Consider the following 15,014-nt stretch of genomic DNA (forward strand, 5'->3'; position numbering starts at 1 on the left):
AGGTCTCTCAAGGACCGGTCTTCGACCGGCCGCGCGCGGCGGCCCGGAGGGCCGTCCTTGACAGACCTCTACAGTCCGGCACGCTACAGCCTCCAAGAGATGTAAGGATGAGCGGGACGCGAGGCGTCCGCTTTCTGAATAGGAGCGAACGTCAGCTCCCGACCCTTAGCGGACATTCGGAGGTTGCTCAAATGGACCAGTCCGCAGGCTGAGCCCAGATGATGACGGATTTAGGCGTCTGTTGCTGAAGCTCCTCAACGAGATGGCCGGGGATCTCCAACCCAGCTTTGCGCTTCGGTGGTACCTTCGAAAAACCCTGTTGAGCTAAGAACCTCAACACCGCTTCACGTCGATCACCTGGGTCCATGCCCCAGACGCTGACGGAGCGGCGCTTTCTTGCATGCTCAACGAGCTCGTTCGGCTTCTTGGTGTCGCCCAGAGATACCCAGACGACGTCCTTCAAAAACCGCTCGATGTCCAAAGACGAGAACAGCAGCGCGTCCAGTTCGGCCACAAGGTGGTGAGCCGCGTTAATCAGGGACGCAACCTCCTTGAATGTTGCCGGACGCATAGCGTCATACCCACCTAGGAGCATCTCGACGTCGAGACCACTAAACCGAGCCGAAATTTCCGCTCGGCTGGACCGCAGCACCTCGAGATGCCGCTCGGGTGCATCCCGATCCGCTTCAGCGTGGGCGCTCCGATTTCGCCAAGCCACCATCAAGAACACTATTGCTAGTGGGATGGGGTCGAGGCTCTTGAATTGCCGCTCAGCGGCTTGCAGCTTCGCAAAAATGCTTAAGCCTGCAGAGTCTAGTTCCTTCCGAAACTCGGCTGATTGCACCAGCGCCGGTTTACGCACCGCATCGCGAAGATATACATCCACCGAATCAACGGCGCGGATCAGCGCCATGTCCAAAATCAACCGCCGGCTCCGCTTGGCTGAGCTTACGGCATCCTTTGGCGACCACACCGTTCGGAGATCTTTGGGAACTTCAGTCACGACGCCGCGCTCGACCCCATCCAGGCCTACTAACGCCGTAATAATCAAATGATTGGCATGGCCGAGGAGGCTCTTGAACGCGCTTCTGGGTTGGCTGCGCGCGAGGTAAAGCGTCATGCGGTCCTCAACTGTGGTGCGCTCGGCGCGTTTTGAACGCACATCATCCGCTCTAAGAAAGCCGAAGCTTGATGAAGGCGGCTGCTCTACCACTTGAGCTACGAGCGCGGGCCAAACGTTGCGGCACAACCTGGTATTGTCAAGACGGTGACAGCTCAGCCTAAACGCTGGAACACCCCTCGTAGCGTCCGCCTCCCACCCTTCAGGGATGTTCGTTGCGACGGCTTGTGAGCGGCTTAGCTGCGATTAAGCTATCGGCATGACGGACGTTAGACACGTACGGGCGCGATGGCCCGATCCAGAAGTGCCCAAAGGTTCGCCGGAATGGCTGCTCGACGAACGAGGCGATGCGGTCACGAGAACGATCGAGTTCTTCGTTGATGGCAGGATCACACGCAACAGCATCGAGATCGAGGAACGCGGGGGCGTGCGACGCCCCTCACTCATCGACACCTCCCTGGCCGAGGGTTTCGACGGCGTCGATCTTGAACCCATCGCGAGCGACGAGTTCGAAAATGCTTGGGTCCTAGGCAAGGACACGCCCTTCTGGAACGTCCGTTAGCCACCCCTTGTTGACATTCGAAAGGTCCGCTGCCGGGCACCCTCATTCGTTGCGTTATTGATGGCGGGCGTCAGCAGGCGTTCCTAAAGCGGCATTTGCCGGGATGTCTCCGAGCGCCGTATTAGCTTACGTTCGGCCGATGATCTGGTCCCCGCCCAAGGAACGTTCGACGACACTTCTCAACGCCGTCCGTGTTTTGAGGATTTTCTCGCGCCTCGTTGAAATGAAGCGTTCCCTAGAGGCGGCCAGTCCAGATCCCAGGTTAAATTTCTGGAATATTCAGTACGGCGGGTTGATGAACCTGAGCGTGATCGAATGGTGCAAACTCTTCGGTAGCGACAATAATAACGACCTTCACTGGAAGAACGTTTACGCCAATCGCATCGACGATTTCCGAAGCCGAATGATCAAAGCAAGCGGCGTTTCGCCCTCGGTTTGGACGGCTTACCACAGTCACCTTAAAAGTTGGCGTGACCAAGAATTCGCGCACCAGGATATTGATGCGCCACCTCGCGAGAATTACCCCCATTTCGATATTGCTCTGGCCGTAGCGCGCTTCTACCACGCTGAACTCATCGCCGAATTGGACGACCTGAAGGTGTCGTCACTGCCGAAAGACTTGGACCAATGGCGAAAACGCTATCGGGCAGAGTTCGACCTCGCGGCCCCCGTTGCACTTGCCTCAACTGCTCACTTGGCGAGACGTTAAGAACGGGACTGCCTGCGCGGCATCGAGCGAGCGCTAAATGCGGACTGTGGGCTCGGACATCCGTGCATGGTGGAGCGCAGCGAAGCTCGAAGCAACCTCCGCGTCCCACCCTTCTCAGACCCTCGCCCTGTCCGGTTTCGGGCGGCCGCCTGATTTCCGTTCCCGCCTTCGAGAGCAGAGACGCCCGGGCGCCCTCCCTCAGAAATCCACCGCCACGCCCTTGCGCTCCCAGTCGCCGAAGCGGGTCGGCTCGGGGCCGTCGCGGCCGCCTTTTTCTTCGGCCATGGCCACGGCCTGCGCGGCGGCGCGGCGGGCGGCGGCTTCTTCCAGCGCGCGGCGGGCGGCCGGGGTCAGCGCTTTGTCGGGCGCGGCGCCCAGGGCCTCTGGAATCGGGGTGTTTTCGATCTCGGACATGGCGGTTTCATAGCATGAAGCCTGCGCCAAATCATCCAAGCCCCTTGCGCTCCGTCGCGTCACAAGGCACGGCGGAGCGGTGACTCAAGAACTCAATGACGGCCTGCCCGCCCGGGAAGCCGCGCTTACCCTCATCGACGCGGCCCTGTCGCGTCGCGGCGGCATCGACGAAGCCGCTTCCGCCCACGGTTTCCGCTTCCTGGAGCCGCGCGAGCGCGCCTTCGCCCGCGCCCTGGCCATGGCCGCCCTGCGCCGCCTGGGACCGATCGACCGCGCCCTGTCGGCCAAGCTTCAGAAGGAGCCGCCGCCGCGCGTGCGCAACCTGCTGCGCCTGGGCGCCGTGCAGGCCTTCTATCTGGAGGTGCCGGCCTTCGCCGCCGTCGCCACCAGCGTCGAGATGGCCGGGGCCAACAAGGCCAGCCGGCCGTTCAAGGGCCTGGTCAACGCGGTGCTGCGCGGCCTGTTGCGCGACGGTCCGCCGTCGGATGATCCCGAACACCTGGCCCCGCCGTGGCTGATCTCGCGCTGGACCAGCGCCTGGGGCGTTGAAACGGCGCGCGCCGTCGCCTCCGAGATCGCCAAGGAACCGGCCACCGACCTGTCGCTGAAGGACCCCGCCCTGGCCGAGTCCTGGGCCGAGCGGCTCGAGGGCGAGGTGCTGCCCGGCGGAACCCTGCGCCTGGCGCGCAAGGGCGACGTCGCCGCCTGGCCGGGCTTCGAGGAAGGCGGCTGGTGGGTGCAGGACGCCGCCGCCGCCGTTCCCGCTCGCCTGCTGAACGTGAAAGCCGGCGAGACCGTCGTCGACCTGTGCGCCGCGCCGGGCGGCAAGAGCCTGCAGTTGGCCGCCGCCGGGGCCGTCGTCACCGCCGTCGACCGCTCGGCCGCCCGGCTGGAGCGCTTGAGCGACAATTTCCGGCGCATGAACCTGACCGCCGAGGTCGTGGCCGCCGACGCCGGGGCGTGGGACGACACCCGCACCTTCGACGCCGTGCTGCTGGACGCCCCCTGCTCGGCCACCGGCACCTTCCGCCGCCATCCCGACGTGCTGTGGGCCGCGCGGCCCGGCGACGTGGCCAGCCTCGCCAATGTCCAGGCCCGGCTGCTGGACGCCGCCGCCGACAAGACCAAGGTCGGCGGTCGCCTGGTCTATTGCGTCTGCTCGCTGGAGCCCGAGGAGGGCGAGGCCCAGGTCGAGGCCTTCCTGGCCCGCCGGCCCGACATGCGGCTGGACCCGATCACCTCGGGCGAGGCCGGCGCGCCCGCCGCCAGCCTGACGGCGCGCGGGACGCTGCGCCTGCTGCCGCATCAGCTGGAAGGCGGCCAGGACGGCTTCTTCGCGGCGCGGTTCGTGCGAGCCTCCTAAATCCGTTCTTCCCGGCCTTCGCCGGGGAGAACGGGGTTTGAAACGGGGGCGCGAAGCGAGCGCCCCGCCTTGTCCCACGCCGCGACCCCGGTTAAGCCAAGGGCATGACCGCCGCACCGCTCATCGCCCCATCCATCCTCGCCTCCGACTTCGCCAAGCTCGGAGCCGAGGTCGCCGCCATCGAGGCGGCCGGCGCCGACTGGGTGCATGTCGACGTGATGGACGGCCACTTCGTGCCCAACATCACGCTGGGCCCCGACATCGTCAAAGCCATCCGGCCGCACGCCAAGATCCCGTTCGACGTGCACCTGATGATCAGCCCGGCGGATCCCTATCTCGAGGCGTTTCGCGCCGCCGGGGCCGACATCATCAGCATCCACCCCGAAGCCGGGCCGCACCTGCACCGCTCGCTGAAGCGCATTCGCGAGCTGGGGGCCAAGGCGGGGGTGGTGTTCAATCCCTCGACCAGCCTCGACCATGTCGAGTGGATCCTCGAAGACGTCGACCTGCTGCTGGTCATGTCGGTGAACCCGGGCTTCGGCGGCCAGAGCTTCATTCCCGGCCAGCTGCGCAAGGTCGAGGCCCTGCGCAAGATGGTCGACAGGGCCGGCCTCGACATCATCATCGAGGTCGACGGGGGCGTCACCCCGGCCACCGCCCCGCAGTGCGTCGCCGCCGGCGCCACGGCGCTGGTGGCGGGCTCGGCGGTGTTCAAGGGCGGCCCCGACGCCTATGCCGACAACATCCGCGCGCTCAAGGGCGGCTGAACAGCCCGATGGTCGTCGAACGCTTCGCTCGCGGCTTGAAAGCACTTCCCGCCCCGCCGCGCCCCGGCGTCCTGGCGCGCGCGATCGGCGCCAATATCAAGGCCCATGTCGAGCGCGAGTGGTTCGGCTCGCCGCCGCACCGGCTCATGCTGTCGACGCCGCGCCCCCGGGGCCTGGCCGCCCATCCGCATGACCCCCGGCCGGTCAATGTCGAGCATGGCCGCAAGATCCTGTCGGGCGTCATGACCCTGTCGGGCGGGGCCCTGCGCATGGGCGAGGCCGGCGACCCGTTCGACACCCCCAGCCCCAGCCGCCGCTTCGCCGTGGCCCTGCACCGCTTCGACTGGCTGCCCGACCTGGCCGCCGTCGGCCCCGAGGGCGCGCGCCGCGCCCTGCGGCTGATCGACGACTGGCGCCGCGTGTTCGGCCGCTGGAACGCCTTTTCCTGGAGCGGCGAGTGCCTGGAGCGGCGGGTGTTCCACCTGGCCTGCGCCGCCCGCGCCCTGGCCGCCGGGGGGTCGGACGCCGAGGTCGCCGACCTGACCATGGACCTGGCCCGCCAGGCCCGCCAGCTGCTCAAGGCCTCCGACGCGCCCGACCGCGCGCTGGAACGCGCCGTCGCCGCCGCCATCGCCGGCTGCGTGCTGGCCGACCGGCCGGGCGATGGCCTGATCGACGCGGCCCTCAAGGTCATCAAGGCCCGGATCGACCTGATCGTGCTGCCCGACGGCGGCCACGCCAGCCGCTCGCCCGAGGCCGGGCTGGAACTGCTGTTCGACCTGATGACCCTGGACGACGCCCTGGGCCAGCGCGGCCGGCCGTCGCCCGAGACCGTCACCCGCGCCATCGACCGCCTGGCCAGCGCCGCGCGGTTCTTCACCCTGGCCGACGGCGAGCTGGCCGCCTTTCACGGGGGCGAGGCCGTCTCGGGCCGCCGCATCGCCGCCGCCCTGGCCCATGATGACGGCGGCCCCCGCCCGCCCGACCAAGCGCCGCACAGCGGCTATCAGAAGATGCAGGGCGCCAGCATCCAGGTGATGGCCGACGCCGGCCCGCCCCCGGTCGGCCCGCTCAGCCGCGCCGCCTGCGCCCAGCCGGCCGCCATCGAGATCGTCTGCGGCAAGGACCGGCTGATCACCAGCTGCGGCTGGAGCCCGGAAGCCGCCGGGGCCCACGCCTTCCGCCTGACCGACGCGGCCTCGACCGTCTCGGTGGGCGACGGCTCGGCCGGCCGGCCGCTGTCGGGCTTCCGCGCCCACGCCCTGGGTCCCTGGCTGATCGACGGCGCGACGGATGTGCAGGTCAAGCGCCACGACGGCGACAACGGCGTCTGGCTGGACATCGTCCACGACGGCTGGCGCCGCCTGGGCCTGAGCCACGCCCGCCGGCTGTTTCTCGATATCAACAGCGACGAGCTGCGCGGCGAGGACAGCCTGATCCCCCTCACGCCGGGCGACGCCGCCGGCCCGCGCCGCTATCTGCCCTTCGCCGCCCGCTTCCACCTGCACCCCGACGCCCGCGCCTCGATCGCCCGCGACGGCAAGAGCGTGCTGATCCGGGGGCCGTCCAACATCGGCTGGTGGCTGCGCAACGACGCCGTCGACGTCGAGATCGCCGCCTCGGCCCACTTTGACCACGGCCAGGCCCGCAAGGCCGGCCAGATCGTGCTCAAGAGCCAGGTCCGCCCCGAGGTCGGGGCCAAGATCCGCTGGAAGCTGACGCGGGCCGAGGGCTAGGCGCCCCCTCTAGGTCTGTCCCTTTCCCAACCCGTCCCGTACGCGATCAAGCCAGCCGACAACGGCGCCCAAAGCCTGGCTGCCCTTGCCCAGGAGCGTCGACAGTTCGACCTCCGCGCGCTCGTGAAGCGTCTCTTCAGGCTCGGGCAGCGGCGGCAGGATATGGGCGTAATAGCTCTTGCCCAGCAGTCGGTGCAGCAGTCGCTCGCCGGGAAACGGCGCGTTGTTGTTGAGCGCGCGGGCGGCCTTCAGCATGTTGCGGATGTCGTATTGCGTTGGACTGATGTCGGCGACCTGCTTGGGCAGACCCAGCAAGGTGTAGACGCCGATGCGAGCCGTGCGCACCGAAGCTTCCATCGTGAAGATGATGTCGTTGCTGGTCTCCACGAATTGACCCATCAGGGCAAGATTCGTGCAGCCCTCGGGCACGACCCGGGGACGGTCGCCTGCCGCGCGGGGCATGAACTGCGCGGTGATATAGGGCATCAGGGCCAGACGGACCTTGGTCTGGGCCGCGATGGCGTCGAGCTGATCGACAATGCCCAGATGGAAGCACAGCTCGGCCAGAACCTCCCGGCCCGTGCAGGCCGGCATCGGCTTTTTGACGTGGTTGCCGTCCTTGTCCATCAGCAGCGCATAGACCCACAGCACCAGCACATCGTCCGGCTGGGTCGGGAAGTGGGGCTGGCGGTTGCAGGTGAAGCTCAGCACCCAGTTGGAATCGGTGAAGGTGATCACCCCGCCCGTCGCGGTCTTGCCCGAATAGGGGTCGTTGACCGAGAGTTCCTTCAGCTTGTCGATCAAGGGCGACGGCCTGCAGGTCAGGGTCGCTGATTCCCAGATCGAGCCCGCGACATTGCCGTAGAACTTTTCGGGCTTGCCGAAGATCGGCGATTTCTGGGCCAGGTTCTTCCATAGCGCCCAGTCACTGTCCTCGCCCGGCTCGGCATTGCCCCGATCCAGAACCGGAGCTGTGTCCATGTCGCCATAGGCCGTGCCCTCGGTCATCGAGCCGGTGAGCGCGAAGACCAAATCCCTGGGACCGACGGTGATCGTCTCTGCCTTGCCACCGACCCTGCACTGGATCGCGGTGACGGTGCGATCGCCCCCCTGCCCGGTCATGTCCAGGTCATGGGCCCGGGTGTCGAACTGCACCTTGACGCCCTTGTCTTTCAGAAGACGGATCAGCGGGACGACGAAGCTGTCATATTGATTGTATTTCGGGAAAACGAGGGTCGACATGTCGGCCATGCCGTCGAGCGCATCGAGAAAGCGATGCATATAGAGCTTGACCTCGAGCAGGCTCTGCCAGTTCTCGAAGGCGAACATCGATCGCCAAAGATACCAGAAATTGGTCTCCAGAAAGCTGGCGCTGAAATACTGCTCGATCGTGATGTCGTTCAGATCCTCCTTGCGCTTGAGCAGAAGCTTCAGGATCTCCCATTGGTGAGACTTGCTCAGACCCATGGTCGAGAAGTCGCGGATCTGCCCCTGCTTGTGCATCAAGCGGGCCTTTGACCAGTTCGGATCGTTGTCGTTCACCAGCCGGTATTCATCGAGCACGCTGTAGCCTTCAGGCAGTTCCAGCGCCGGCACGTCCTGGAAGAGATCCCAGAAATTGTCGTAGTTGAAGTTCATCTCGCGGCCGCCGCGGATGATGTAGCCACTTTCCGCGTCGCCGGCGCCGTCGAGCGAGCCGCCGACGATCTCCATCGTATCGAGGATCGTGATGTCCTCGCCCTTCATGCCGCCGTCCCGGATCAGGTAGAAGGCGGCCGCGAGGCCCGCTATGCCGCCGCCGATGATCCAGGCCTTGCGGCCCTCGACCGACTGGGCCGCAATCGGACGATTGCGCATATAGGGGCCCATCATGTCGGGCGGCGGCAACGTACCGCTCGGGCCCTTGCGCCAGAAGCCGGCGCCCGCGTCGGCTTCGATACGGAAGGCGGTTGCGTCCGCTTGATGCGTGCTGGAGATTTTTTCGGTCATGATCTTCCGGCCCTTCGGCGTGACATCTGCGATACCGGCGGCTGCGATGCCGGCTGCCTGTCTACCGATGATGGTACCGGCCGATACTCGACTTGGGTTTGATCTGGCTCACGCGACTCGGAGAAGGGCGCCCCATTCGACGACGACGGCCAGCGAGGCCCCGGCGCCGGCGTGCGGGAAGCCGCGTCTGTCGATCATGGTTCTTGAGTCCCCGCGTGGCGGGATGATCAAAGCCGGTGTGGCGCAGCGGGAAAATCGGGCGCGGCGGCGCCGTGCGCGGCCGATTGTCCGATCGTTGGGCGCCGTTGGACGCAAGCGCAACAGATCCTCCCCCTAGCGGGGGAGGACTTATCCTCGGCGTTCAGCGAATAGAACGATGCAAAATCAATCGCTTATAACTTTCTCGCCCTTGCGTATCCCCGGGTCCGAAAGCTGAGGGATACTGTTCCTACCCACAAGCAAGGGAAGGGACGTCGGCCGGCGACCTGACGGGCTTGTGGGGGTGGTCGAGCGGGAAGCGCCCGTCGGCCGTCGTTTAAGGCCCGGCAGGGTCTGGTGGAGCGGATCGGTCCTTGCGGGGGTCGGACGTGATGAAGCCGGACCGGGACCGCTGGGAACACCCTTGGGCGACGCCCGTCGATGCGCAGCAGGCATGGGCTGAAATCGCCCATGCGGTCTGGACGGGGTCGTCAGCCCCTCCACCCGTCGGGGGCCTAAGGTCGGGAGCGGGTTAAAACCCCGCGTCTCGCAGGCTCACCGGATAACGGATCACGCGGAGCGTTCGTCTTCGTCGAAACGGTAATTGCTATCCCATCCTCCGGGCGAAGCCCGGACGCTCCGCGACCCTTCCCCTCAACTCGGCGGTTTTCGCGCGAGGTCGTAAAGCCGTGTCCGCCAGACTCGCCCCCTACGGATCGCTCCGCGATCGTCTTCCCCCGGAGGGGGAAGATGAAGGGCGGCGATCCCATCTTCCCCCTCCGGGGGAAGACGGCTGCGCAGCAGCCCGTAGGGGGCCAGTGGCCGAGACGCCGCATTGACTCCCCGGCCCCCGCCCGTATTTTCCGCCCCGTTCGTGTGACTGGCGTTGAAGGTGGGCGACCACCGGGGAGCGCGAACCTCATCCGCCGCGCGCCTGGGCTCCCATACCGTCTCGTTTCACCAGACCCGGAGTCCCGCCGTGCCCGCCGCCCCCGACTATCCGTCCGCCCCCGATCTCGTTTCGCCCAAGCGCGCCCTGCTGTCGGTCTCCGACAAGACCGGCCTGGTCGAGGCGGCCAAGGTTCTGCACGAGGCGGGCGTCGAGCTGGTCTCGACCGGCGGCACCAAGGCGGCCATCGCGGCGGCCGGCCTGCCGGTCAAGGACGTGTCGGACCTGACGGGCTTCCCCGAGATGATGGACGGCCGGGTCAAGACCCTGCACCCCATCGTCCACGGGGGGCTCCTCGGGGTTCGCGACGCGCCCGACCACGCCAAGGCCATGGCCGACCACGGCATCGGCGGCATCGATATCCTGTATGTGAACCTCTATCCGTTCGAGGCCACGGTCGCGAAGGGCGGCAGCTACGCCGAGTGCGTCGAGAACATCGACATCGGCGGCCCGGCCATGATCCGCTCGGCGGCCAAGAACCACGGCTATGTCGCGGTCTGCACCGATCCCTCGGACCTGGCCGAAGTGCTGGACGCCCTGAAGGCCGGCGGCACGACGCTCGCTCTGCGCCAGCAGCTGGCGGCCCGCGCCTATGCCCGCACGGCGGCCTATGACGCGGCGATCTCGGCCTGGTTCGCGGCCGCCCTCGGCCAGGACTTCCCGGCCCGCAAGGCCATCGCCGGCGAGCTGCGCCAAGTGATGCGCTATGGCGAGAACCCGCACCAGAAGGCGGCCTTCTACGCCTTCCCCAACCCCCGCGTGGGCGTGGCCACCGCCACCCAGCTGCAGGGTAAGGAGCTGAGCTACAACAACATCAACGACACCGACGCGGCCTTCGAGCTGATCGCCGAGTTCGACCCGGCCCAGGGCCCGGCCGTGGCGATCATCAAGCACGCCAATCCGTGCGGCGTGGCCGTGGGTGGCTCGCAGCGGCAAGCCTATGAGCGGGCCCTGGCCTGCGACCCCACCTCGGCCTTCGGCGGCATCGTGGCGGTCAATTCGCGCCTGACCAAAGAGGCGGCCCTGGCGATGGTCGAGATCTTCACCGAGGTGGTGATCGCGCCGGAAGCCGACGACGACGCCATCGCCGTGTTCGCGGCCAAGAAGAACCTTCGCCTGCTGGTGACCGGCGGCCTGCCCGACGCGCTGTCGACCGGCGACACCTTCAAGAGCGTGGCCGGCGGCTTCCTGGTGCAGTCGCGCGATGACGCGCGGATCACCGCGTCGGACCTGAAGATCGTCACGAAGCGCCAGCCGACCGACACCGAGGTGCGCGACATGCTGTTCGCCTTCACGGTGGGCAAGCACGTCAAGTCCAACGCCATCGTCTATGCCCGCGACGGCCAGACCCTGGGCGTCGGCGCCGGCCAGATGAACCGCAAGGACTCAGCCCGCATCGCGGCCCTGCGCGCCGCCGATTTCGGCCTGAACCTGGACGGCTGCGCCTGCGCTTCGGAAGCCTTCTTCCCGTTCGCGGACGGTTTGATTCAGGCCGCCGAAGCCGGCGCCACGGCGATCATCCAGCCGGGCGGCTCGATGCGCGACGGCGAAGTGATCGAGGCCGCCGACAAGCTGGGCCTCACAATGGCCTTCACGGGGGTGCGGGTGTTCCGGCACTAGCACCTGTCTCTCCGTCTTCCCGGCGAAGGCCGGGACCCAGATCGAACCCACGAGCGGGTGGGGCTTTGAGCGCTATCGAGGGGCGCATCATGCCCAAATGCTCAGGCTGAATCTGGGCCCCGGCCTTCGCCGGGGAGACGGGGGAATATCGAATTGAAGGAACGAGCCATGCAAAGCCTCGCCTGGGGAGCCAAGGTCGCCGACGCCTCGAAGGTGTTCAAGCCGGCGGGCAATGGCCCGTTTCCAGTGGCGCTGATCCTGCACGGCTGCGGCGGCAAGACCCCGTTCCTCGAGGCCTATGCGCAGACGGCGGTGAAGGCCGGCTACGCCGCCGTCGTCGTCGACTCGTTCCGGCCGCGCGGCATGTCGACCCTGGACGGCAAGCTGTTCGTCTGCACCGGGACGACCCTGCAGGGGCTGAAGCGCTCGGCCGACGTGTTCGGGATGCTGGCCTGGCTGGAGGGCCAACCGTGGGCGGACCACCAGCGGGTCTTCCTGGCCGGCTGGAGCCATGGCGGCTGGACGATCATGGACGGCTACGCGATCGGCGTGAACGCCGCCCGGGCCACGGGCCTGACGGACGCCGATCCGATGACGCTGCGGACCCGGGTCAAGGGCGCGCTGCTGGTCTATCCCTATGCCAGCTACCCCTCGCTGACCAGCAGCCGGGGGTGGGGCGCCGGCGGGCCGCGCGTCTGGTCGGTGATCGGCGGCCGGGACCAGGTGGTCGGCTGGAAGGCGCCAGGCAAGGCGCTGGAGCGGCTGAAACGCGACGGGCTGAGCGTGGACACCGTCTTCCTGCCCGACGCCACCCACGCGTTCGACGACGACCGCGCCAATGACCCTCGGGCGAAGTACCGCCCCGACCTTCTGGCCCAGACGCGGGACTATTTCGGAAGAGCCCTGACGGAGACCCTGAGAGCCTAGGCCGCGACGCGCCGGATCGGGGTCGGCCCCCGATAGAGCCGGCGCCACAGCCACTCCAGCGGGCCCATGCTGAAGCGGTCCATCCACCACCGCGACCACAGGATCTGCAGGATCCAGACGCCCACCACGATCAGGGCCAGTACCGGCCGGTCGACCTTGCCATGCAGGCCCAGGCCCCGGCCGCCATAGAAGATCGAGGTCATGATCAGCGACTGGGTCAGATAGTTGGTGAAGGCCATCTGCCCGACCGGCGCCAGGGCCTCGGGGATCGCCTTCCAGAAGCCCGTCGACCGCGAGGCGAAGACCATCAGGCTGACATAGGCCAGGGTCGTCAGCGGCGCGGTGGCCATCTGCACGACACCGCCGATCAGGCCGATAGGCTTGGGCAACCCCGTGACGGCGAAGGTGATCAGCAGCGCCCCGGTCACGGCCAGGGCCAGCAGGCCCACCACGGTGAGGATGACATAGGTCTTCTTCGAGGCCTCACCGGTGAAGACGCCGGTCTTGAAACAGCCCAGGCCGATCATCATCAGGCTGCAGGTCATCAAGGTGATGATCGGCTCGGCCGGCAGCAGACCCAGGCGGTCCCGGGCGTTCTGGATCAGCGACTGCATGAACGTGCCGGCATACTGGGCGGCGGCGGCGCTGTTCCTGGCGGCCTCCTCGGCTGTCTGGGCCGCTTCCTTGGCGGCGTCGTGCGGCATCAGCAGCGAGACCCCCATGCCGACCGCCATCAGAACGGAGAAGCCGATCCAGATCCCGACCCCGACCCTCAACAGGCGCTTGGGCGCCCAGGATCGGGCGAACATGACCAGAAAGCCGGCCAGGGCGTAGCTCAGCAGCACATCGCCGAACCAGATGGCGAAGCCGTGCAGCAGGCCAAAGGCCACCATCCACATCAGGCGCTTGCGCAGGATCAGGCCCTTGCCGGCCTCGGACCGCTCGCCGCCGACCAGGAAGATCGACACGCCAAACAGCATCGAGAACAGGGTCACGAACTTGCGCTGAAACAGCCACTGGGTGATCACCCAGACCGACACCGTGTCGGTCCCGGTTCCATGCGGCCAGCTACGCACGGATTCGGCCAGGCCCGAGGTCACGGCGAAGTCTGGCGCGTTGCACAGCAGAATGCCCAGCACCCCCAGTCCGCGCAGGGAATCCAGCAGGACGATACGGTTCTTGGTCATGAGCCCCCCGGCGTTGAGGCCTCAGCCTAGTCCGGTCCGGCCCCGCCCCACAATCGCGACTTCGGCGTCCGCCGCGCTTCAGGCGTCCGGCGCCCGCTCCGGCACGCCGCGCAGCACCAGGGCGCCGCCGATCATGAACAGGGCCGAGACCGCCACCGCCACCCGCTGGTCGCCGATGGCGCGGGTTCCGACGGCGATCACCAACGGCGCCAGGAAGGCCGTGGCCTTGCCCGAAAGCGCGTAGAGCCCAAACCACCGCCCGCTCTCGCCCGGTGGCGCCAGCTGGGCCATCCAGGCCCGCAGACTGGCCTGGGCCGGTCCAAAGGTCAGGCCGACGAACAGGCTGAAACCCAGGAACATCCGCTCGGAGATGCTGGCGAACAGGCCGCCGCCGGCCAAGGCCGGCGCGACCTTCACGGTGAAGAACAGCGTATCCCGGCCCACGCAGCCGACGCCGAGGGTGCCAAACAGGACCACCGCGACGGCGATCAGCACCGTGGCCTTCGAGCCCAGCTTCTGGTCGACCCGCCCGCCGATGAACGTGCCGATCCCGGCCATCACCGACAGGGCGATGGCGTAGAGGCCCAACTGCGTCGTCGTCCAGCCAAACAGGCCCGCGGCCAGCACGCCGCCAAAGGCGATGAAGCTGGAAATGCCGTCGCCCAGCAGCATGCGACCGATCAGGAACCTCAGCATGTGCGGCTTGGCCGGCAGACCGCGAAGGGTCTCCCACAGCTGGGCCAGCGGCTTGGGCCCGCTGGCGGGCGGCGGGGTGGGTGCGCTGATCATCAGCGGCCAGCTGAACATCAGGAACCAGACGGCGACCATCGGCCCCACGATGCGGTCGGGCTCATGCAGCGCCTTGTCCAGGCCCAGAAGCGGCCTGTCGGGCAGGGAGAAGGCGAAAAGCACGATAAACAGCGAGATCAGCGCGCCGACATAGGCCAGCGCCCAGGCGGTGCCCGACAGCCGTCCCACCTGCCCCTCCCTGGCGACGACGGGCAGCAGGGCGTTCATCACCGATCCGCCCAGCTCGGCGGTCACCCCGGCCACGACCAGGCAGGCCAAGATCGGTAGAATCCGCGAGGCGTCGCCCGGCGTCGCCAGCCACAGCCCCGCGCTGGCCAGGACGAAGGGAACAGCCAGGGCGATCAGCCAGGCGCGAGGATTGCGTCGCGTATCGACGCTGGCCCCGACCAACGGGCTGAAGATGGCGATCAGCAGGCCGGAGAGCGCGCCGGCATAGCCCAGCAGGCTCTGGCCGCGCGCCGCGTCGCCCACAAAGCCGGCGGCGAAGTAGGGCGTGAAGATAAAGGTCGCGATCAGCGCCCAGTACGGCTGCTGGGCCCACTCATACGCCGCCCAGGCGACGCGCCGCCGATCACCCTGGTCCATCTGGTCCCGCCCCGTTCGCGCGCACTCTTATCGCAGGCGCCGGGGCCCTGGATACACGCCCTCTTCCGCCGGAACGGA

12 protein-coding genes, 1 tRNA gene and 1 riboswitch are annotated in these 15,014 nt (G+C 67.4%); of the genes, 7 read left to right on the forward strand and 6 right to left on the reverse strand.

Features of this window, described 5'->3' with window-relative positions; all coding sequences use genetic code 11:
- Positions 1 to 187: 187 nt before the first annotated feature.
- Positions 188 to 1,162: a hypothetical protein gene (locus ACQY9P_RS06080; protein WP_421736161.1), complete on the reverse strand. Its 975-nt coding sequence runs from the start codon at positions 1,160 to 1,162 to the stop codon at positions 188 to 190.
- Positions 1,135 to 1,228: transfer RNA gene (locus tag ACQY9P_RS06085), tRNA-OTHER, on the reverse strand. Before ACQY9P_RS06085 ends, ACQY9P_RS06080 begins: the two co-directional genes overlap by 28 nt.
- Positions 1,229 to 1,424: 196 nt before the next feature.
- Here ACQY9P_RS06085 and ACQY9P_RS06090 point away from each other — a divergent pair.
- Entirely contained in the window at positions 1,425 to 1,682 is a 258-nt protein-coding gene (locus ACQY9P_RS06090) for a hypothetical protein (RefSeq protein ID WP_421736160.1), read from the forward strand.
- Positions 1,683 to 1,785: 103 nt separating this feature from the next.
- The gene (locus tag ACQY9P_RS06095) at positions 1,786 to 2,391 is read left to right on the forward strand and encodes a hypothetical protein (protein WP_421736159.1); all 606 of its coding nucleotides are present in this window, start codon (positions 1,786 to 1,788) and stop codon (positions 2,389 to 2,391) included.
- 198 nt (positions 2,392 to 2,589) lie between these two features.
- Here ACQY9P_RS06095 and ACQY9P_RS06100 read toward each other — a convergent pair whose 3' ends face one another.
- Positions 2,590 to 2,805, reverse strand: a complete 216-nt coding sequence (locus tag ACQY9P_RS06100; protein ID WP_421736158.1) for a DUF1674 domain-containing protein — start codon at positions 2,803 to 2,805, stop codon at positions 2,590 to 2,592.
- A 79-nt stretch (positions 2,806 to 2,884) separates the two neighbouring features.
- Here ACQY9P_RS06100 and ACQY9P_RS06105 point away from each other — a divergent pair, with 79 nt between their 5' ends.
- The 3 genes from ACQY9P_RS06105 (at position 2,885) to ACQY9P_RS06115 (ending at position 6,671) form a co-directional block, all read left to right on the forward strand.
- The gene (locus ACQY9P_RS06105) at positions 2,885 to 4,168 is read left to right on the forward strand and encodes an RsmB/NOP family class I SAM-dependent RNA methyltransferase (RefSeq protein ID WP_421736157.1); all 1,284 of its coding nucleotides are present in this window, start codon (positions 2,885 to 2,887) and stop codon (positions 4,166 to 4,168) included.
- A gap of 104 nt (positions 4,169 to 4,272) precedes the next feature.
- Positions 4,273 to 4,935: a ribulose-phosphate 3-epimerase gene (gene rpe, locus ACQY9P_RS06110; protein ID WP_421736156.1), complete on the forward strand. Its 663-nt coding sequence runs from the start codon at positions 4,273 to 4,275 to the stop codon at positions 4,933 to 4,935.
- 8 nt (positions 4,936 to 4,943) lie between these two features.
- Complete coding sequence (locus tag ACQY9P_RS06115; RefSeq protein ID WP_421736155.1) at positions 4,944 to 6,671, forward strand: heparinase II/III family protein; 1,728 nt, start codon at positions 4,944 to 4,946, stop codon at positions 6,669 to 6,671.
- A gap of 9 nt (positions 6,672 to 6,680) precedes the next feature.
- On the opposite strand, the gene ACQY9P_RS06120 is transcribed toward ACQY9P_RS06115, so the two are convergent.
- A complete protein-coding gene (locus tag ACQY9P_RS06120) occupies positions 6,681 to 8,660 on the reverse strand; it encodes an oleate hydratase (protein ID WP_421736154.1) in 1,980 nt (659 codons plus the stop codon).
- A gap of 1,064 nt (positions 8,661 to 9,724) precedes the next feature.
- Positions 9,725 to 9,805: riboswitch (ZMP/ZTP riboswitch) on the forward strand.
- Positions 9,806 to 9,837: 32 nt separating this feature from the next.
- On the opposite strand from ACQY9P_RS06120, the gene purH reads away from it, so the two are divergent.
- On the forward strand, positions 9,838 to 11,427 hold the full coding sequence (gene purH, locus ACQY9P_RS06125; RefSeq protein ID WP_421736153.1) for a bifunctional phosphoribosylaminoimidazolecarboxamide formyltransferase/IMP cyclohydrolase: 1,590 nt from the start codon (positions 9,838 to 9,840) through the stop codon (positions 11,425 to 11,427).
- A 168-nt stretch (positions 11,428 to 11,595) separates the two neighbouring features.
- Positions 11,596 to 12,354: a dienelactone hydrolase family protein gene (locus ACQY9P_RS06130; protein ID WP_421736152.1), complete on the forward strand. Its 759-nt coding sequence runs from the start codon at positions 11,596 to 11,598 to the stop codon at positions 12,352 to 12,354.
- Here the strand turns inward: ACQY9P_RS06130 and ACQY9P_RS06135 are convergent.
- Complete coding sequence (locus tag ACQY9P_RS06135) at positions 12,351 to 13,541, reverse strand: DUF418 domain-containing protein (protein ID WP_421736151.1); 1,191 nt, start codon at positions 13,539 to 13,541, stop codon at positions 12,351 to 12,353. The genes ACQY9P_RS06130 and ACQY9P_RS06135 overlap by 4 nt on opposite strands.
- 78 nt (positions 13,542 to 13,619) lie before the next feature.
- A complete protein-coding gene (locus tag ACQY9P_RS06140) occupies positions 13,620 to 14,936 on the reverse strand; it encodes an MFS transporter (RefSeq protein WP_421736150.1) in 1,317 nt (438 codons plus the stop codon).
- Between the last annotated feature and the right edge of the window lie 78 nt (positions 14,937 to 15,014).

Origin of the sequence: Caulobacter sp., from assembly GCF_965279145.1 — a bacterium.
Taxonomy (GTDB): Bacteria; Pseudomonadota; Alphaproteobacteria; order Caulobacterales; family Caulobacteraceae; genus Caulobacter.

What these genes read in the sequence shown, in the direction of transcription:
- ACQY9P_RS06095 (WP_421736159.1), top strand. Translation starts at nt 1,786, where the DNA reads ATGTCTCCGAGCGCCGTATTAGCTTACGTTCGGCCGATGATCTGGTCC.
- ACQY9P_RS06100 (WP_421736158.1), bottom strand. Translation starts at nt 2,805, where the DNA reads ATGTCCGAGATCGAAAACACCCCGATTCCAGAGGCCCTGGGCGCCGCG.
- rpe (WP_421736156.1), top strand. Translation starts at nt 4,273, where the DNA reads ATGACCGCCGCACCGCTCATCGCCCCATCCATCCTCGCCTCCGACTTC.
- ACQY9P_RS06115 (WP_421736155.1), top strand. Translation starts at nt 4,944, where the DNA reads ATGGTCGTCGAACGCTTCGCTCGCGGCTTGAAAGCACTTCCCGCCCCG.
- ACQY9P_RS06120 (WP_421736154.1), bottom strand. Translation starts at nt 8,660, where the DNA reads ATGACCGAAAAAATCTCCAGCACGCATCAAGCGGACGCAACCGCCTTC.
- ACQY9P_RS06130 (WP_421736152.1), top strand. Translation starts at nt 11,596, where the DNA reads ATGCAAAGCCTCGCCTGGGGAGCCAAGGTCGCCGACGCCTCGAAGGTG.
- ACQY9P_RS06135 (WP_421736151.1), bottom strand. Translation starts at nt 13,541, where the DNA reads ATGACCAAGAACCGTATCGTCCTGCTGGATTCCCTGCGCGGACTGGGG.
- ACQY9P_RS06140 (WP_421736150.1), bottom strand. Translation starts at nt 14,936, where the DNA reads ATGGACCAGGGTGATCGGCGGCGCGTCGCCTGGGCGGCGTATGAGTGG.